The organism is Bernardetia aquimarina (genome assembly GCF_042180575.1).
Lineage (GTDB): Bacteria > Bacteroidota > Bacteroidia > Cytophagales > Bernardetiaceae > Bernardetia.
In genome coordinates this window covers 3984255-4002639 of the sequence record NZ_CP170094.1, presented here as the reverse complement: position 1 = coordinate 4002639, position 18385 = coordinate 3984255, and the positions used below count along the sequence as shown (strand labels likewise).

Below are 18385 nucleotides of genomic sequence, written 5' to 3'. Positions count from 1 at the left end.
TGTTGTTTACGACACTTGGAAAGTATCGGCTGCTTACGGTTTTCCACTATCTGTTTTCTTCTCTGCAATTTGCTTCAATAAAATTTCAACAGATTTTTGTAACTGCTCGTCTTCATTATTTGCTTTTGCATTCGGAGAGTTTTCTACAAGTACATCAGGCTGCGCTCCGTTATTTTCCATATTCATTCCAGAGCCTTTCACATACCAACCTCTGAATGGCAAACGAACAAAAGAACCATCTACCAAAGATGCACCACCAGTAGAAATCACAGCTCCAAAAGTAGGTTGACCAACAAGAGTACCCAAACCTAACGTTTTGTAAGCATGAGAGAAAATCTCAGCATTCGAATAACTATTGGCATTACAAAGAGCGATAGAAGGTTTTGTCCAAACAGGGAAAGGCAAACGCTCACCATACGGATAATAACCTGCAAAATCTTTTTGGTTTTTCAAGTCTTCCGTTGCACCTCTAGGAACAGTATAAGCGTGTTGTTTGGTCGTCAAAATTGCCATCAAATAATCAGTAGTCCAGCCACCACCATTAAAACGAACATCAATAACTAAACCTTCTTTTCCTTCGCCTTGTGCAGCCAATTCTCTTTCAAAACGCTCAAAACTCTGCCAGTTCATACCTTCAATATGAATATAACCGAGCTTGCCATTTGAATACTTTTCGGTTAATTTTTGGCGTTCTCTTACCCATTCTTCATACAATTCATCATTCAAAGAAGACACAGGACGAATAACAACTTCTCTCGTTTCTCCTTTGGCATTCTTGACACCCAAAACAGTACGAATATCAGACTTATCAGCAAAAAGGTTATAGAAATTTTCATTCATTTTTACCTCTTGTCCATCTACCGAAGTAATAACATCGCCTACCATTATTTTACTAAATTCTTTATCAGCAGGACTATTTGGAATGACACGCATTACTTTTGCACCATCTTTTGTCATGACAATTTCAGTTCCTAAAAGACCTGTACGTTCTTTTTGTGTATCCGCCCTATCTCCTGCATAATATCCCATGTGACTTGCATTGAGTTCTCCCAACATCAAATTCATAATTTCTTGAAAATCACGTTCAGAAGATGCTTTTTGAGTCCAGTCTTTATATTTTTTGCCTAATGCTTCCCAGTTTTCGCCGTGAAAGTTAGGGTCATAAAAACGCTCGTTTATCAAACTCCAAACTTCATTAAAGATTCCTTCTCTTTCTTTTTCGTAATCAATTTCCATACGAGCAGAAAAAGGCAATCCTTCAGGTTTTCCACTTGCAACAGGAACTTTGAAAAGCGAACCACCACGAGCAACATAAAATAATTCCTTTCCATCAGGCGACATACTCACACCGTAAGGCGTTGTTCCTCCTTGTGTAATTGATTTACGCTCATCGCCATTCCATTTTACAGAATATAAATCTTGGTCGTCAGTAGAAGCAGACCAACCACCACGATTAGTAACAAAATAAAACGTTTCGCCATCATCAGAAATTACTAAATCAGACTCATTTCCGTTCATCATGGTTACTTGTACAAGGCGTTCGTGGATTCTATCAAAATCAATTTGGATAGGTTCTACTTCTTTTTTCTTCTCCTTATCTTTGTCTTTGTCCTTTTTATCGTCGTCTTTTTTCTCTTCTTCCTTTGGCTCATCGCCATAATTTACCTTTTCTTCCCAGTCGCTTTTTGTTTTTTGCCAGTCTGTTTTATTCAACCAAACAAACCAAACATCAGCATCTCCATTATTACGCTCTGAAATAAAACCTAATTTGCTTCCATCTTTACTCCAAAAAGGTTCGCTATCAATACGAGGATGATAACTAATATTTACTGGTTTTTTGCTTCCATCTGCTGCTGCAATATAGACTTCTGCATTAAAATTCAAATCTTCTTGACTGTATGCAATCCATTTACTATCAGGCGACCATTGCAATCCACTAGCCGAATTCCAACCTTCTAAAATAACTTTTTCATTTGCTATTTTGCCTGTTTTTCCATCAATATCAGCAATAATGAGTTTATTCGAACGAGTAAAAGAAATCTTTTTTCCATTAGGCGAAACGGTCAAATTATCTTCGTGTGCAGGAGTTTCTGTAAGTCGTGTAGTTTTGTATTTTAGAGTTTCGAAAAGACCATTTTTCTTTGCATCGGCAGAATTTACCATAAAAATGTCTTTTTGTCCTTCTCTATCAGAAACTAACAAAACAGTAGAATCATTCAGAAAAGCAACTTCTTGCTCACGAAAAGCACTGTTTGTAAGTCTTACCGTTCTTTTGTTTTCTTTGTCATTTTCCATCAAAAATACTTCTCCACGAACTGCAAAAGTTACTAATTTTCCATTCGGAGAAACAGAATATTCTTGCAAACGATTACTATATGTTTTTCTTTCTATTGGGTCAAAACGATAATCGTAGGTTACATTTACATTTAATGGTTCAATTTTTTTAGAATCGACATCTAATTTGAAAACACCTGTTCCTTGCTCCAAAACAATAGTTTTTCCGTCTTTACTAACATCAAAATGACGAACTCCATCATCTTTGAAAGTAGTAAGTTGTTGAGTAGTTCCATTTATTGCTCCTTCATCTGTCAGATTAATTTTATATAAATTATAACTTTCATCAGCTTCACTTACAAAAAATAAAGTACGACTATCTGACCAATCTGGGTGCATATCATTCCCTTGAAAAGTCGTAAGTTGTGTGTATTTTTTGGTTTTGGTATCGTATAAATATATATCACGATTGGCAGCACCACGATAATTTTTTCTGTGTGGCTTGTTATAACCATCTACATACGCCACAAAACGCCCATCTGGCGACATCGAAGGCGTATAACCAAGCGCATCAAAATAGCGTTCTGGTGTTCCTCCTGTTGCAGAAACTTTCTGAATTTCGTGCGCCCATTCTGCTTGTGCAAAATCACGACGAGCAGTAAATAAAAGCGAATTATCATTTGTCCAACCTGCTAAATTATCTCCTGAAGAACGGTAAGTAAGTCGCATTGGCATTGAACCAACAGTTTCCATTACAAAAACATCATCATTTCCATAACGGTCGCCTTGAAAGGCAATCATCTTTCCATCTGGACTAAAATGAGGATTAAATTCGTAGGCTTCATGAATTGTTAGGCGAGTAGCATTTCCACCCGAAACAGGTACAGACCAAATATCGCCTTGAAACGAAAAAGCAACCGTCTGTCCATCTGGACTAATGGCAGGATAACGCAAAAAAGGTTTTTCGGCTTGTTGTGCAAAAGCAGTTACAAAACCAGTAGAAGCAATAGCCAAGGCTAAACCTATTTTTTTGGTTTTATGTATAAAATTTGAGATTTGTAAAAAGGACATAGTTTGAAGTTAAAGTTATGTCGTCAGTGGGGACACCGACAACGGCATAGATTTTTTTCTTAAAAATTCTTTTATTTGTTTACAAATTACGATACAAAAAGTAAAGGCACAAATAATTACCTCAATACGTTGTTATGTCTTGAATTAGGTTACATTTTTTAAAGAAAAACTAGATTTATTGTGATTTTTTAAGGCGAAAAAGTTAGTTTCTATTTTCCGACAACCTTTTAAAAAAACACTATTTACCGTGCTTTGACTCCTTTTGCCTTTAAAAATACAGCACTATCAAAAAAGGGGTCTCCAAAATCTGCAATGGCAATTTTTATATGATATTTTTTACCTCTCTCCAACAGAATTTTGGCTTCCAAGAGAGTTGAAAAGCCATCATATTGCCATGCTTTGAATAAGTACAAATCTTTGTCCCACGAGTTGGCAATGTAGTAGTCATTGTTGGTAATATGATTGATATTTCCTACCGAAACAGGTAAAGTGCTATTGGGTACGAACGCTATATTTTTTGCATTTTTGCTGCCTTCTTGACTAATATAAATACCAAATATATCGTGATAATCTAAAAACTCAGGATATTCCTCTGAGGCAAAAACATACTCTACTATTAGTGTATCAGCATTAATTTCAATATCAAATTCCATAATACAAGGGTCAAATAAAAGAGCATCTTTGCCTGCACTCTTCATTAAATCTTTATCTGCTGTAGTGTCGTTGCTCCATACGTGGGTAATAGAAGGCGAGTTGTTTGGTCCTATGGCATTTTCAGCATGTCCAGTAGTCATGACTACTCCTTCTATTATTTCTATGGTATTTTTCTTTTCTTCAAAGTCCATGTGATTATACACCATACTGGCTTTGTTGTTCATCTTTAAATTAGAAATTTTGACATTCTTTCCTTCTAAAATATTCTTTATACGTGTATCTAGTGTGTTTTTATTACCTGCTTCTACTTTTACTTTTATTTTTTCTAACTTCTTGATAACTTCTTTAGGTAACTGAACAATAGCATTTGGAGGACTTCCACTTTTTAAATGTATCACAAATCCATGAAAATGAGAGTGGGCAGCAGAAATATTATTTATTCCAGTTTGTTTTACAAAAACCCATTCAATCCAAGGTTTATCAAATAATTCTGGCATCAACAAATACAGATGTGCAAGGCGTTTTTTTGTAAGTAAAGTTAGGTCTTTCCCTTTTGGAAAATCAGTATATATCATCTCCACTTTAGATATAATATTATTTTTTATCTGATTTGTAGAGGCTGCATTCACTATCTTATACCCTCCATAATTAGTCCGTAGATATATCTTATTTTTCTCCCATTTGATATTATACTTCTCTACTTCAATGGTATCAAGTTTTAAATCCCAACTCATTGGAATTTGTGCATACAAAGGTCTTGCACTTAGAAAAATAAACAAAACCAATAAATATACTTTTTGTGTCATAAAGATTTGAATGAAGTTGTTTGAGAAAACAGAATTAAATAAATTACCATTTTCAAATTTGTAATTTACTGATATTCACTATTTTTAATTAAACTCGCTACTTTAGCAGTTCGTAATTATTCATTAAATTACGTTTTTTTAAAAAGAAAAAGTAGATTTAGAGCGTGTTTAAATTTTATTTTGCCAAAATTTGCAATTTCACTAATATCACTTTACAAAGTTAAATAAAATGAGAATTTGTAGAAGAAGTAGTACTTTTGTTAAATGAAAGAACAAAAAACAACAACTTCTAGGCAACAACGTCGCTTCCTACAGCGCAGTTTTAAACCCTTGACAAATTCTCAATGGGAAATTATAAAAAATCTTTTAGATAAACCAAGAAAACGTAAGCATTCTTTGCGAAATGTTCTTGATGGAATCTTAAAAATAACTCGTACAGGAACTCAATGGCGTAATTTAGACTCTTGTTTTCCACCTTGGGAACTAGTCTATTATTACTTTCGTAAATGGCAAAAAAAGGGAGTTCTAACATTTATTTTAAATCATCTTGTTGGTTTAGAACGAGTTAGGCAAGAGCGTAATGTTTCTCCTACCACTTGTGCAGTAGACAGTCAAAGTGTTAAAATAGCTGCTTTTATAAATGAAGAAGTAGGCATAGACGGTTTTAAAAAAATTAATGGGCGTAAGCGTCATATTGCAGTAGATAGCTTAGGATTACCTCTTGCTATTCACGTATCAGCAGCAAATACTTATGATGGAAATGAAGGTATTGAACTATTTTCTCAATTAGAAGAAGTAGCTTCAGAGCTAGAAATTATTTTCGCAGATAGTGCTTACAAAGGATATTTCAAAGAATGTGCAGCATGGTACAAATGGAAGGTTGAAATTACACAACGTCCACCTAATGAGAAAGGATTTGTTCCTCAAAAGGGAAGGTGGCAAGTGGAAAGGTCGTTTGGATGGTTCAATTTTTTCCGTAGATTAGCCAAAGATTACGAAAAAACAATACAATCTTCTGTAGCTTTTATACAAAGTGTATTTATTACTATAATTTTAGCTAGATTAGATAGAGAAAATTTTTAAACACGCTCTTATTGTGGTTTTTTGAGCAAAATTACTTCTGATAGCTAATTTTATAAACTGCTCCTGCATAATCATCAGAAACCAATAGCACACCTTCATGATTGACAATGACATCGACAGGTCTTCCCCAATTTTCTTCTCCTTCTAACCACCCTGTTGCGAAAGGTTCATAACTAATAGCTTTATTCCCTTCTAGTTTTACTAAAGTAACACGGTAACCTACTTTATTAGAGCGATTCCAAGAACCATGTTCGGCAATAAAAATCTGATTTTTATATTCTTGTGGAAACTGATTTCCTGTATAAAAACGCATTCCTAAAGCTGCCGTATGAGCCACTAATTTCTGAACTGGTGGCACAAACTCATCACAACTTCTTTTATCTCCAAATTTTGGGTCTTTCACATCGCCTGCATGACAATAGGGATAGCCAAAATGAAGTCCTTTTTTGGGAGCAAAATTGAGTTCGTCGGCTGGCGTGGTGTCATTCATTCTATCTCTTCCGTTGTCAGTAAACCAAAGTTCGCCTGTCTGTGGATGCCAATCAAAACCAACAGTATTACGTATTCCTTCTGCAAAAATTTCAAAATCCGAACCATTAGGATTTATTCTTGTAATGGAGGCATAAATCGACTTTTCACTCTCACAAATATTACAAGGCGCACCCACAGGAACATAGAGTTTTCCTTCTGGAGAAAAAGCAATAAATTTCCAACCATGATGCTTGTCTGTTGGGAATTTATCAGTAATCAAAATAGGTTTGGGAGGACTTTCTAAGTTTTGCTCTATGTTTTCAAACTTCCAAATTTTGTCTATTTCTGCAACATACAAATCGCCGTTTTTGAAAGCTACACCATTTGGCGTATTCATATTTTCAGCAATCACAAAAACTTTATCAGCTTTTCCATCCTTATTTTTATCTGTAATGGCATAGACTTTATCTTCACTTCTGTTTCCCACAAAAAGAGTTCCGTCAGGAGAAAGTGCCAACGAACGAGCATTCGGAATGTCTGCATAGAGTTCTATCTTGAATCCTTTGGGTAGTTTTATTTTATCTAATGGCAAACGGCTTGTAGTAGTGTCATCGGGTTTTTGTGCGTTTCCGATTGTATTTGTGTCTTTTGCTCTTGCTTGTCTTCCTTTATCGTTGCAAGAAGTAAAAACAAAAAATGGTAAAATGACAAGGATTAGTAGATATGCCACTACTGATTTTGATGGTCTAATTTTGTTCTGTTTCATAGTTTAAAAAATCGTGTTTTTGTTGGTGTCGCTACGCTAAAACACCAACAAAGGCTGTTACAAAAAATGATTATAGAATAATGAAACAGTAACTTTACAATTATATGATTGGTTTAGAAAATAATAGATTTGTATTTATTTACTTTGAGTATCAAATATATTTTTATTTTTCAAGATAAAAAAACTCCTCATTCCTTTTTTTGATTGGAATGAGGAATTTTTGATTAAAAGTAAAACTGCAATTATACCAAATTAAGATTTCCATTCGTGAGTTCAATTTTAAAGCTAATTTTAGAATTTAGAGCCTTAAAAACTTTAAGTACAAGCTCAAAACTAACACCTTTCAAATCACTTTCAAGTATAGAAATTTGAGATTTTTGAACGCCTATCAATTCTCCTAATTGTTCTTGTGTTAGATTACTTTCTTCTCTAGCTTGTTTTATGGCGTATGCAATTGTATCAAGTCGCAACTCTGTTTCAAACTGTTCTCTTTTTGGAGTTCCTTTTTTTCCGATGTATATGTCTGTTACTTCTTCTAATGTATAGGTTTTCATAGTTTTTTATTTTTTAGCTTCAAAATAATCTTTCATAATTTTTTCTGTCTTCGCTATTTCTTTGGTTGGTGTTTTTGCTGTTTTTTTGATAATGGCGTGAGTAGAAATAACGACTGTATTTGCTTTATCTGTCTTATTCCAAAACGCAAAAAGTCTGTATTTAGTTTTATTGTGAAGTGTTCTGAATTCCCAAACGGTATCATTTAACTTTTTAAAAAGCTCACTATCATTTACTAATTGTGCTTTTCTAAGGTTATAAATGATTTTATCTCTTGCCTTTTCATCTAGTTCATTCAAAAATTCTACAACCTCTTCTAATAATTCTACCTTAAATTTTTCGTTCATTAATCATATTTTTAGTTTGTACTTTATCAAAATCTAATTTAAGAAAATAATCATCAACTAGACAAAAAATTCCTCACTCCTTTTTTTGATGGGAATGAAAAGATAAAAGTGTGATACTTGAATATAGTTATAGATTCTTGGTAAGATAATTATGAATGGGTGGTATTAGAAGTAAATTTCAAATAAAAACTCTCTCCTAAAAATATCAAATAAGGAATAATAAGCAACGCCCAAAGATAATATTCAAGAAGCAGAGCCATAATTAGATTTCCTATTACTCCCAAAACAACAAATAACCAAGTGTTTTTATAATTTGCTTTTTTAGAGGATATTGAGAGAACATAAACAAGAGTAACAGATGACCATGAAATATTCAAAAAAAGCAGAAACCAACCTGCAATCATAGCAAGTCCCATTCCACAAGCTCCAACTTTTATTGCCCAAGTATTTAGGAAATGATAAACAATACTATGAAAGATGACTACTATCAAAACATTGATAAAAGTGATATGAATTGATTTCATTTTGATTTTTTAGGGTAAAAATGAGAATTATTATTTCAACTTGGTCAGACTTTCTGAACAAACCAAGTTGAAATATAAGCTATAATCAAAACGAAATGATTTATAAAAAGATACAATAACATTTCCTATTTCCTAAATCTCCAATTACTTCATCGAAACCACTAATTTCCCAAATCCTTCTCCGTCTTTCATTGTATCAAAAGCCGAAATTATATCAGAAAACGGAGTTACAGAACCAATAATCGGTTTTATCTTGTGTTTTTCTACGAAGTTTACCATTTCTACAAATTCTTTATCACTTCCCATAGTTGAGCCTTGAATTCGGATTTGATTAAAAAACATTCTATACAAATCAATTTTTTGAGGCAAACCTAAAGTCGCTCCATAAAAAACAATCCTTCCAGAACGTCCTAAAAGTTTGATTATTTCGGCAAACGTTTCTCCTCCTGCGCTATCAATGGCACAATCAAAACTTCCTGCTTTGTCTTTTAATTGTTTGTTCCAATCTGGGTCTTTGTAATTTACTATTCCTGCTGCACCCATTTCTTCTAAAGTTTCTAATTTTTCGTCATCTCCAGAAGTTACAAAAACTTTTGCTCCTGCTGCAACTGCAAACTGAAAAGCAAATTGAGCTACTCCACCACCAGCACCCGAAATCAAGACTTTACTTCCTTTTTGGATTCCTCCATGATAAAAAGCAGAACGAAATGCTGTTAGTCCTGCAAGTGGCAAAGCAGCAGCTTCTTCTAAAGAAAGTGATTTTGGTTTTTCGACTAATCTATCTTGATTGACACACAAAAATTCGGCAAATGTTCCGTCTGTTGGCATTCCCAAAATATGATAATCTGCTGATTGATGTCTTTCATCGTCTCCCCAGTTATTATTTGGATTGACAATTACTGTTTTTGATTCCCATTTTTTTGTGTTTTCTCCTGTCTTTACTACAATTCCACAACCATCAGAACCTAATGTAGAAGGACGAATTCCAGGATAAAGTCCTTCTCTTATCCATTGGTCTCGCCTATTTAGAGCTGCCGTTTGCATTTGAATAAGAACTTCATTTTCCTTTGGTTCAGGAGTTTTGATGTCTTGTAATTGGATTCTGTCTGTGTGTGAAGAGTCTTTTTCAAGAAGGCGTAAGGCAAGCATAAAAAAATAGAGTTTGTGTAAAAATTAATAACTAAGTTTTTGATAAATAGTTAATTTTGAAACAAGTCATTTTGTTTTAAAATTCATCAAATTTATTTTTTGGTTGCACTTATGATATAATACGAAAAATGATTTCTTGCTAGTCCTAAAAACATCGTCATGAGAGGTGCAAAAATATTATTTTTTCGTTCTTGATTTAGGTTTTTGAGAGATTTTAATTTGATTTGTTTGAGCAAAAATTTGAGGGTAATATAAGGAACATGAGCCACCGAAGGCGCAACTTTCCAAGAAATATCTTCTATTTTTATATCTATAAAACCGACTTTTTTCATTGCTTCTACAAATGGATTTATTTGTCCCATTTCTGGTAATGCCCAACACTGACAGGTTTTTTGATAGGCTTTTTCTACTAAAAAAGGAAGTTGGTTTCCGTGTTTTAAAAAACCGTCTGCAATTACTAACCTCCCTCCACTTTTAAGTAATCGGCTGGCTTCTTCTAAGAATGCGAACTTATCTTTTCCATTTCCATAACAACTACTTTCGATGGCATAAGCAGAAGTAAAACTACCATCTAAAAAAGGGGTATTTTCATAATTTGTACAAATAAACTTTATATTGCCTTCTATATTTTGGTTTCTGATTTCGCCATTTTCTAGTTGCTGCTTTAATAAAAATTTTCCTAATTCAATTTGCTCTTTTACTAATGTAATAGCTGTTATTTTAGCAAAAGGATACATTTGAGCAAAATACCTTGCACTTGTTCCTACTCCACATCCCAAATCAATGGCTTTTATTTCTTGATTTGATTTTTTGATATGTTCATAAATTTCCAAACGTCCAAAAACTTCTTTTGTCATTTGAAGAAGCATTTTTTCTAAATCAAGAGGATTCATTCCCTTTTTATAAAAACCAAAATGCATGTGATAGTTTTGACTCCAAAATTTATAATCCTCGGTAGCTTTTTGATAATATAAAATAAGGTCTTGATAGTTTTTGGTAAATGAATTTTCTGCTATCAATTTTTTAGATTTTTTTCTGATGGAACTAAACGAATTTTCAGTTTGGTTTTGCTGAAAAGAAAGTGATTCGAAAGGAGAAATAAGTGTGTTTTTCATAAGTTTCATTTTAAATTGAAAGTTTTGAAATTATAACGTAGAATATTACCTTTTGAGTTACGTTTTTTTACACTATTTTTTTCAAGAACTGACTTTTTAAAAACAACAATCTATTAATCAACAACTTACAACCTTAAAAAAATAAAAATTATGACTTATATTATGGTAGATATTGAAGCTGATGGCGCAATTCCGTCAGATTATTCTATGATTTCGTTGGGTGCAATCGTAGTTGATGAAGCTCTTGACAAAACATTTTATCGATGTTTGCAACCTATTTCAGAAAATTATAATCCAAAAGCATTAGCCGTTTCGGGTTTTAGCAGAGAAGAAACAATGAATTTTGAGAAACCCAAAATTGTGATGCAAGATTTCAAAGATTGGATAAAGGAAGTTTGTAAAGACCGACCAATTTTTATTAGTGATAATAATGGCTTTGATTGGATGTTTGTGTGTTGGTATTTTCATCATTTTTTGGGAGAAAATCCGTTTGGTTTTAGTTCACAAAACTTGGGAAGTCTTTACAAAGGCATTGTTAAAGATACTTTCAAGAATTTTAAGCATTTGCGCCAAACCAAACACACACACAATGCACTTGAAGATGCAACAGGAAATGCAGAAGCCTTATTAACTATCAAAAAAGAGTTTGGATTGAAAATTAAACTTTAAAAAATCACTATTCTTATTCATTTTATTACAGCAATACAATTTTAAGGAATAGCTATTTTGCTTATAAACAATGCGTTTGGCTTGAAATATGTTAGATTTTTATAAAAAATGGAACTTATTTTATTTGTAATTATACAATATCAAATAAATTTGAGTTAAGAGGAAGCGATTATTCAAAATATTGATTATGTTATGTTTGTTTCCATCATTTTATAAAAAAGAATATCCTATCATTTCTAATCCTTAAATCTACTATTATTTTGAAAATAAATTTATTTATACTGCTTTTTACAGGTCTTTTGCTAAGTTTATTGGGTTGCGCTTCTGTTACTCCTGTGGCTGCCCAAACTATTGACCCAGACAAACCCAATATAGAATTACTCTCTAAAGAGCAAATTCAAGAATGGAACTCAAAACCGATAAAAGAATGGAATGAGTTTTTTGGCTCAGAAGCCGAAACATGGAATCCATTTCAAATGAAATTTTATGAAGATGTATCTGTAAAAGCTCTTTCAGAAGAAGAAAAAAATGAACTAATGAAATACGAAGATGCAGACTGGGAGAAAAGATTTGGAGGAACAATGGATACTTGGAAAATCCACCAACTTCTTTTTTACTCTGCTATTCTCAATTTGTCTGTCAATTAGAAAAAATTACAAATTTAATTTATTTAATGTCTTTTTATTAGAAGTCTAATCTTGTTTTTGAGGTTAGACTTTTTTGTTTCATAAAATACAAATACTGTAACTGATTAGCGAGTGAACTATATGATTTTTATGATAGAATAAAGATAAATACAAATTCTTTTTTTCAATAAAAGGAGGTTTCTCATTGCATTTTTCTTCATTCATCATAAAAATCATTTACCAATAAGTTATGTTTGTTATTACCCAGCCACCAGTTTGATACTACTTCCTTCTGTTTGATTTTTTTGAATATGAAGGTGCGTTCTGATTTCTTGTTGCAAACTTTCTACATGTGAAATGATTCCGACTACTTTGTTTTCCTTTTGCAGACTTTGAAGTGTATTAAGCACAATTTGAAGTGAATCATTATCCAAAGAACCAAAACCCTCATCGATAAAAAAGAATTCTTGTTGTTTTCGCATACTCTCCGAAAGTGCAAGCGCAACACACAAAGAAGCCTGAAAAAGTTGTCCTCCCGAAAGCGTTTTGATAGCCCTTGTTTTTCCTTCACTCAAAAAATCACGTACTTCAAACTCATTGTTTTCATTCAAGATAAGCTCTAAAGAATGATGTGTAAGTTCTCTAAAACGAACATTAGCCAGCCTGCACAAATTCCTCAAATATTCTGTCGAAGCAAAATCAACAAAACCACCACTTCCACCTTTAAAAAGTTTGGTAAGCGTTTGTAAATTGTCTTGTCGTTGCAAAAGTTTGGATAATGCTTTCTCCTGTTCTGCTTTTTCTAAAGTATCTTTTTCTGCTTTTTTGATTTCTTGATTGATGATAGTTTGCTGTGAATTATCTTGTTTTTGTTTGGTTGTGAGTTCTTTTATTTCTTTTACTAATTTTTCATAAGAATCATTTTCATAATTTTTCCCTGTCGTTTGTTGTTCTAATTTTTGATAATCTTCTAAAGTAGTTTTTAGGTTAGTAAAAAAAGTAGTTATTTCTTTTCGCTCGTTATCTGTATTGAGTTTTTGATTTAGAATTTTTCCAATATCATTTTGAGAAAAGTCTTTTTGTAAATCTTGATTTACTTTTTCTATTTTTTGTAAAATCTGTTTTTGATTACTTTCTAGTTCTTCATTGAGATTCTCAACTTGAGAAAGAATGGATTTTAGCGTTCCTTCTAATTCACTTTTTTGGTGGAAAAACTGTTTTTCTTGTTCTTGATTCTTTAAAAACTCTTGATCTGATTTTTCGGCATTCTTCTTTATTTCTACACTCATTTTTTCTAATTCTGAAATAGAATAATTTTCATAAAACGAACTTACTTTTTCAGAATTTCGCTCTAATTCTTTTATTTGTCCTGTCTGTGAAGCGTGTTCTTGTTTTAGTTTTTCTAATCCTAGTTTATATTTTTCTATTTCTTGATTGAGATTTTCTACTTCTTTTTCTAGCTCAGAAAGTTGAGTATCAGATTTTTTGATTTGATTTTGAATGCTTTTTTGTTCTTTCTGAATTTTCAAGATTTCATTTTTAGATAAACTTTTCCATTCTTCTAAAAATGCTTTTTGATGAGCTTCAAATTCTGTCTTTATTTTTAATTGCTTTTGAAGGATTTTATCTAAATTTTGCTTCTTTTCTGTAATTTTTTCTACAAGACGATTTGCTTCTGTTTCTTCTTTTTGTAGTGTTTTGAGATTTTGTTCGTCTTCTTTTTTCTGTTTTTTGAGCGATTTTAGATTGCTATCAATATTTTCTACATCTAAAATATCTGGGTGAGATTGTGAACCACAAACAGGACATGGCTGTCCGTCTTCCAAACTATGCACAGCTTGATGAAGCCCTTTTTGCATCGTCAATTTTTCAATTTCTTGACTCGTCTTTTCTATATTTCCAGTCAATTCTTTTTCAGAGACTTTCAGTCTACTACTTTCAAAGTCCTTTTTTTCTACTTCAATTTTACTGATTTCTGCTTTTACGTTTTCTGCTTCTGTATTTATTTCAGATTGATTTTTTGTTAGTGTTTCACTTTTATCAAACCAAATAAACGCATTTTGTAGATTTTCGGTATCAGTAATTTTGCTTTTAAGTTCTGAAAGATTATTTTTTTCTTTGACAAATTCAGATTTTTTGAGTTGATTTTTTTCTTGACTCTCTAAAATCACTTTTGTTCCTTTTTCTATTCTTGCAGTTCTTTTGCTGTATTCTTCCTCTGACTCTTTAAGTTTTATAAGTTGATTAATTGGTTCAATTTGCTCTAGTTTTTTTAAGTTTTCTTCTTTTTGGATAGAAATTTCTTTTTGTAACTCAACTGTTTTATCATATTTTTTTTGAATTTTTTGACAATTCTGTTCTGTTTCTTTTTGCTTTTCTTGGACAGAATTCAAGTTGGTAGTTATTCTTTTTTGGTCTTTCAAATCCTGCTCAAATTCATTTTTCATCAAAATAAATTGATTCAAATTAATTTCTCTTTCTTTTATTGTTTCTTCTTGTAATTGTAGTTTTTGAAGTTGAATATATTTTTTATTTTTTTCTTCAAAAATCGTTTTGATGATTTCTAACTGGCTCTTTTGTTCTGTTTTTTGATTGATTTGTTTTTCTTGTTCTGAAATTAATTTAGTTAAACTCTCTAATTCTGTTTTTTTATTTTCGATAAAATCTTCTGTCAAATATTCAAATTGATGCAAAATTCTGTCTTCTATCTTTTCAATATCGTTTTTAGTTTGTTTGAGTAGATTTCGTGTATTATCTGCCAAATCATATTCGTGCAGCGAAAAAATATCTTTTATCATGTCAATTCTAGCAGCAGGTTTTAACTGCAAAAATTCGGCAAACTGACCTTGTGGAATAATAACCGTTCTTTTAAAATTATCATAAGAAAGTCCGATTGCCGTTTCTACTTCTTCAAATTCGATAGTTTGCCACTCATTACCATTTGTTTTTTTGGCTGCTCTTCGGGTATAATTAGTAACTGTATCAAATTTTTTAGAATTTCGTTTGGCTATAAATTCGCATACAAAATGTTCTTTTTCTTTTCCTGCCAAAAACTCAAAACTAATTTCTACCACATCAGAATCCAAATTCATCATGTTGTAATATCTATTATCACCACTAATATTTAACTTATCAGTTTTGCCAAAAACAGCAAAGGTAATTGCTTCCAAAATACTAGATTTTCCACTTCCTACTTTTCCAAAAATACCAAAAATGCCAGCTTCTGAGAGTGTATCAAATTTGATAGTATGCTTTTTTTTGTATGAATAAAGACCGTTGATAGATAATGAAAGTGGAAACATGAGAATAAAGTATGAAGTTAGAAGTATGAAACAAGAAGTAAATACAGGAAATTATGTAGAAAAAAAGCTCGCCTTTTTCTAGATTGAAGTTCTTTTTTAATTATTCAGCTTTTTCCAAATCAAGGCTGACCGTAGAAATAAAATTCATTTCCATGTTTCCAAAGTCCATTTTGAAAGGCATTTTTTCTTGGATTGAATCTGGAATAACATTTTGTTTTTTATCATCATCTTTCTGCAAATCACTTATTTTCATCTTGATTTTCATTTCTACTTCTGTTTTGGTAAAATATCCTTTTTCTATATCAAAAATATATTCTCCTTTTCCTTTTATTTCGTGTTGGTGTTTTTGCTGTACATCTTCTGGAATATCATATTCATTAATCAAAATATCATTCTCGAAGATATATAGATTTTCTTCAATGGATTTGAGCGTAAGGGTCTGATAACCTTTTACCATAATTTGAGAACCAAAAGCATTCATAGGCATTTGAGCAGGTATTTTTATAGATTCTCCAATTTTCAAATCCTGTGTAGGAATAGGCAAAATTCCTGTATAAAATAATTGCATTCCTTCACTAATTTCGCCCTCTATTGTTCCATCACTTTTTAAGCCTCTGACAAACATATCGGGAAATTGTCCACCTTCTTTTTTGAGATTTTGCATAAACAAATCTCCCAAGTCTCCTATATTCAAATCTTTGACAACAATATCGGCTTTTCCATCTGAGGTAGGTGTAATAGTTAGTTTTCCAGTTGCAGTATTGGTCATTCCAAAACCTGAAAAAATTCCTCCCATCGGACTAACTTCTGTTTTTTGAGTAAAATTGTAAGTGAGTTTATCAAAGTTTTTAAACTTCCACCTAATTACTCGTTCATTTTTAGAATCAGAACAACCTGTCAGTAGAATAAAACTGAAAGCAACAGCAATACTAAGAGTAGAATAAAAAATACGATTTATTGATATTTTTTTCATGGTAATTTGTAAAATAATGAGGATATGAAAGAATGTAAATTTATAAAAAATAGTCATTAGAATTTATAGGATATAATTCTAATGACTATTTTGTACGTATTTTAGATACTATTTGTTAGGAATAGATTTGAAAAATTAGTCCCAATCTTGAGTTTCTCCTAATTTTACTTTTTGAGCATTCAAAACAGAAGGTCTGCTACCGTCTTTTATCAAAACAGCTACTACATACGATTCTGCTAAATTATCATTACGAGTAAGATTGATTTGAAATTCTTTTTTGAATTTTTTGAACTCTCCTACATTCTCAGCACTGATTTCTTCTCCATCTAATACTGTAAAAGCACGTTTGGCTACATGATTATGTACATAGTCATCAATCACAGCAGGAGCTTCATAATATTTATTATATACTCCACCACTAAAACGTGAATCTCCAGATAAATAATTTTGTTGTGGCGATACAATACCATCTTCTATTAAATAAATAAGAATTCGGTAGTTAGTAGAAGTACTTACATCTTGACCAAAACCCACATGAGCTTGAACAGTAGCGATTGCATCAGCTTCATTAATATTTGTTTCTAAAGCCATTCCAACAGAAGTAGTCGTTTTTTCTAATAGTTTGTCTATTGATTCTGCCCATTCTTCTGGGTGCATAAATACATCTCCTGAGCTTGGAGAAGGCAAACGATTCACTAAGCCAGAAGGAAAACCTGCTAGATTATAAACTCTATCTAAAGCACTTAATATCCCATCATTTTTCATTGGTTCAGTAGGGCTTCCTCCATGAACAGCTACACCATACACACGGTTTGGATATTCTGCTACATATTTATCCATCATTGCAGTTCCCATTGGACACCAGCCACACCATGTACCTGTTGCTTCTTCAATTACTACCTTATGTGTAAATGATGCAGGAATTGGACTAATTGCTCCATCTTGTGGATTTGGGTCTGTGTTTGTGTCATCATCGTCGTCATCAGTATTATCATCATCATCGGTGTTGTCGTCATCAGTGTCGTCATCTGTACCTCCATCGTCTGTACCTCCTCCAGTATTATCTACTGGGTCTGGTGTAGGTTGTGCAGCCTCATCCCCACCACCACAAGATGCTAAGGCGAAACAAAATAGGAAAATAAGTAAAAAGTTGAAAATGTACTTCATAGTATTAATTTTTTAAAGATGTATTGTGATTTAGTAGTAAGATTTTATATTTTCTTAATTGAATAACTAATTTGACTAATTCTTTAATTAAAAAAGTATAATTTTATACTGGTTATTCACAAAAATACGGCTATTTATTTAAAAAACGAAATAGAATTTTGCATTTATTCAAAAAAATAGAATTCTCTGTAAGCATTAGATTCTACATACAAAAAGACATTTCAAAATACTATTAATAATATTCTGAAATGTCTTTTTTGTTTAAAATAGAATGAATAAAAAGTATAAGTCTAATTTAATATGAACTCGTTTTTTCTTTAAATTTTTTAATTTGACGACGCAATGCCTCTACAGTTTCGTCTGTAGCAAACTCAAACGTTTCACCTGCTTCTTTTGCAAAAAGACTTGTACCAGGTACATTTAAACGAATCTCTACTACTTTTTCTTTTTTTGGATCTCCTTTTTCGGTACGAATATATACCTCTCCGTTAATGATTCCGTCGTAGAAAGTTTCTAGTTTGTTTACTTTTGTTTGGATAAAGTCGCTTAGTGTCTCACTTTTGTCATTATCGACATAATACATTTCTAACTTCATAAAAATCGAGGTTAAGGTTAAAAAAATAAAATATTATACTTTTCGTAATAAATTCTTTATTGTAGATTGATTTAAAAAAATATCTTAGTTTGTACAGAATTATATTTTTCATTCTATATCATTTTTAATATTGAATTTGATATTAAATTCGTGTTACATTCTAATTTCAATCTACATAAATCAAAGAATAAAAACAAGCATTAGAGCAGAAAGTTTAATAATTTTTGTTTTTGTTTTTTCC

The 18385-nt window shown here is 31.9% G+C and carries 15 protein-coding genes; 3 read left to right on the top strand and 12 right to left on the bottom strand.

Annotated elements, in window-relative coordinates:
* Positions 1-33: 33 nt before the first annotated feature.
* The gene (locus ACE193_RS17140) at positions 34-3345 is read right to left on the bottom strand and encodes a S41 family peptidase (protein ID WP_375559447.1); all 3312 of its coding nucleotides are present in this window, start codon (positions 3343-3345) and stop codon (positions 34-36) included.
* Positions 3346-3587: 242 nt separating this feature from the next.
* Positions 3588-4805, bottom strand: coding sequence for a choice-of-anchor L domain-containing protein (locus ACE193_RS17135; RefSeq protein WP_375559446.1), 1218 nt, complete (start codon positions 4803-4805; stop codon positions 3588-3590).
* Positions 4806-5069: 264 nt separating this feature from the next.
* Between ACE193_RS17135 and ACE193_RS17130 the strand changes: the two genes are divergently transcribed.
* The gene (locus tag ACE193_RS17130) at positions 5070-5888 is read left to right on the top strand and encodes an IS5 family transposase (protein ID WP_375559445.1); all 819 of its coding nucleotides are present in this window, start codon (positions 5070-5072) and stop codon (positions 5886-5888) included.
* Positions 5889-5919: 31 nt separating this feature from the next.
* On the opposite strand, the gene ACE193_RS17125 is transcribed toward ACE193_RS17130, so the two are convergent.
* The 6 genes from ACE193_RS17125 to ACE193_RS17100 all read right to left on the bottom strand — a co-directional run bounded on the left by ACE193_RS17125 (position 5920) and on the right by ACE193_RS17100 (position 10812).
* Positions 5920-7125, bottom strand: coding sequence for a PQQ-dependent sugar dehydrogenase (locus ACE193_RS17125; protein ID WP_375559444.1), 1206 nt, complete (start codon positions 7123-7125; stop codon positions 5920-5922).
* Between the two features lie 242 nt (positions 7126-7367).
* Positions 7368-7679 (bottom strand): helix-turn-helix domain-containing protein, encoded by a 312-nt coding sequence (locus ACE193_RS17120; protein ID WP_375559443.1) that lies wholly within the window; start codon positions 7677-7679, stop codon positions 7368-7370.
* A 6-nt stretch (positions 7680-7685) separates the two neighbouring features.
* Positions 7686-8024 (bottom strand): type II toxin-antitoxin system RelE/ParE family toxin, encoded by a 339-nt coding sequence (locus ACE193_RS17115; RefSeq protein ID WP_375559442.1) that lies wholly within the window; start codon positions 8022-8024, stop codon positions 7686-7688.
* A 149-nt stretch (positions 8025-8173) separates the two neighbouring features.
* Positions 8174-8548, bottom strand: a complete 375-nt coding sequence (locus tag ACE193_RS17110; RefSeq protein WP_375559441.1) for a hypothetical protein — start codon at positions 8546-8548, stop codon at positions 8174-8176.
* A gap of 144 nt (positions 8549-8692) precedes the next feature.
* Positions 8693-9697 (bottom strand): zinc-binding alcohol dehydrogenase family protein, encoded by a 1005-nt coding sequence (locus ACE193_RS17105; RefSeq protein WP_375559440.1) that lies wholly within the window; start codon positions 9695-9697, stop codon positions 8693-8695.
* 92 nt (positions 9698-9789) lie between these two features.
* A complete protein-coding gene (locus tag ACE193_RS17100; RefSeq protein ID WP_375559439.1) occupies positions 9790-10812 on the bottom strand; it encodes a methyltransferase domain-containing protein in 1023 nt (340 codons plus the stop codon).
* A gap of 150 nt (positions 10813-10962) precedes the next feature.
* Here ACE193_RS17100 and ACE193_RS17095 point away from each other — a divergent pair, with 150 nt between their 5' ends.
* Together ACE193_RS17095 and ACE193_RS17090 are read left to right on the top strand one after the other, a co-directional pair.
* Positions 10963-11481 (top strand): 3'-5' exoribonuclease domain-containing protein, encoded by a 519-nt coding sequence (locus tag ACE193_RS17095; RefSeq protein ID WP_375559438.1) that lies wholly within the window; start codon positions 10963-10965, stop codon positions 11479-11481.
* Positions 11482-11741: 260 nt separating this feature from the next.
* On the top strand, positions 11742-12128 hold the full coding sequence (locus tag ACE193_RS17090) for a hypothetical protein (protein WP_375559437.1): 387 nt from the start codon (positions 11742-11744) through the stop codon (positions 12126-12128).
* A 239-nt stretch (positions 12129-12367) separates the two neighbouring features.
* On the opposite strand, the gene ACE193_RS17085 is transcribed toward ACE193_RS17090, so the two are convergent.
* The 4 genes from ACE193_RS17085 to hpf form a co-directional block, all read right to left on the bottom strand.
* Positions 12368-15409 (bottom strand): SbcC/MukB-like Walker B domain-containing protein, encoded by a 3042-nt coding sequence (locus tag ACE193_RS17085; RefSeq protein ID WP_375559436.1) that lies wholly within the window; start codon positions 15407-15409, stop codon positions 12368-12370.
* 100 nt (positions 15410-15509) lie between these two features.
* Positions 15510-16382 carry a hypothetical protein gene (locus ACE193_RS17080; protein ID WP_375559435.1) on the bottom strand — a complete coding sequence of 291 codons (873 nt, stop codon included), beginning with the start codon at positions 16380-16382 and terminating at the stop codon, positions 15510-15512.
* Between the two features lie 135 nt (positions 16383-16517).
* On the bottom strand, positions 16518-17549 hold the full coding sequence (locus ACE193_RS17075; protein ID WP_375559434.1) for an Omp28-related outer membrane protein: 1032 nt from the start codon (positions 17547-17549) through the stop codon (positions 16518-16520).
* Positions 17550-17844: 295 nt separating this feature from the next.
* Positions 17845-18144 (bottom strand): ribosome hibernation-promoting factor, HPF/YfiA family, encoded by a 300-nt coding sequence (gene hpf / locus ACE193_RS17070; protein ID WP_375559433.1) that lies wholly within the window; start codon positions 18142-18144, stop codon positions 17845-17847.
* Between the last annotated feature and the right edge of the window lie 241 nt (positions 18145-18385).

Coding starts and splice junctions, on each gene's coding strand:
- ACE193_RS17140 (WP_375559447.1), bottom strand. CDS start 3,345: ATGTCCTTTTTACAAATCTCAAATTTTATACATAAAACCAAAAAAATA.
- ACE193_RS17135 (WP_375559446.1), bottom strand. CDS start 4,805: ATGACACAAAAAGTATATTTATTGGTTTTGTTTATTTTTCTAAGTGCA.
- ACE193_RS17130 (WP_375559445.1), top strand. CDS start 5,070: ATGAAAGAACAAAAAACAACAACTTCTAGGCAACAACGTCGCTTCCTA.
- ACE193_RS17125 (WP_375559444.1), bottom strand. CDS start 7,125: ATGAAACAGAACAAAATTAGACCATCAAAATCAGTAGTGGCATATCTA.
- ACE193_RS17120 (WP_375559443.1), bottom strand. CDS start 7,679: ATGAAAACCTATACATTAGAAGAAGTAACAGACATATACATCGGAAAA.
- ACE193_RS17115 (WP_375559442.1), bottom strand. CDS start 8,024: ATGAACGAAAAATTTAAGGTAGAATTATTAGAAGAGGTTGTAGAATTT.
- ACE193_RS17110 (WP_375559441.1), bottom strand. CDS start 8,548: ATGAAATCAATTCATATCACTTTTATCAATGTTTTGATAGTAGTCATC.
- ACE193_RS17105 (WP_375559440.1), bottom strand. CDS start 9,697: ATGCTTGCCTTACGCCTTCTTGAAAAAGACTCTTCACACACAGACAGA.
- ACE193_RS17100 (WP_375559439.1), bottom strand. CDS start 10,812: ATGAAAAACACACTTATTTCTCCTTTCGAATCACTTTCTTTTCAGCAA.
- ACE193_RS17095 (WP_375559438.1), top strand. CDS start 10,963: ATGACTTATATTATGGTAGATATTGAAGCTGATGGCGCAATTCCGTCA.
- ACE193_RS17085 (WP_375559436.1), bottom strand. CDS start 15,409: ATGTTTCCACTTTCATTATCTATCAACGGTCTTTATTCATACAAAAAA.
- ACE193_RS17080 (WP_375559435.1), bottom strand. CDS start 16,382: ATGAAAAAAATATCAATAAATCGTATTTTTTATTCTACTCTTAGTATT.
- ACE193_RS17075 (WP_375559434.1), bottom strand. CDS start 17,549: ATGAAGTACATTTTCAACTTTTTACTTATTTTCCTATTTTGTTTCGCC.
- hpf (WP_375559433.1), bottom strand. CDS start 18,144: ATGAAGTTAGAAATGTATTATGTCGATAATGACAAAAGTGAGACACTA.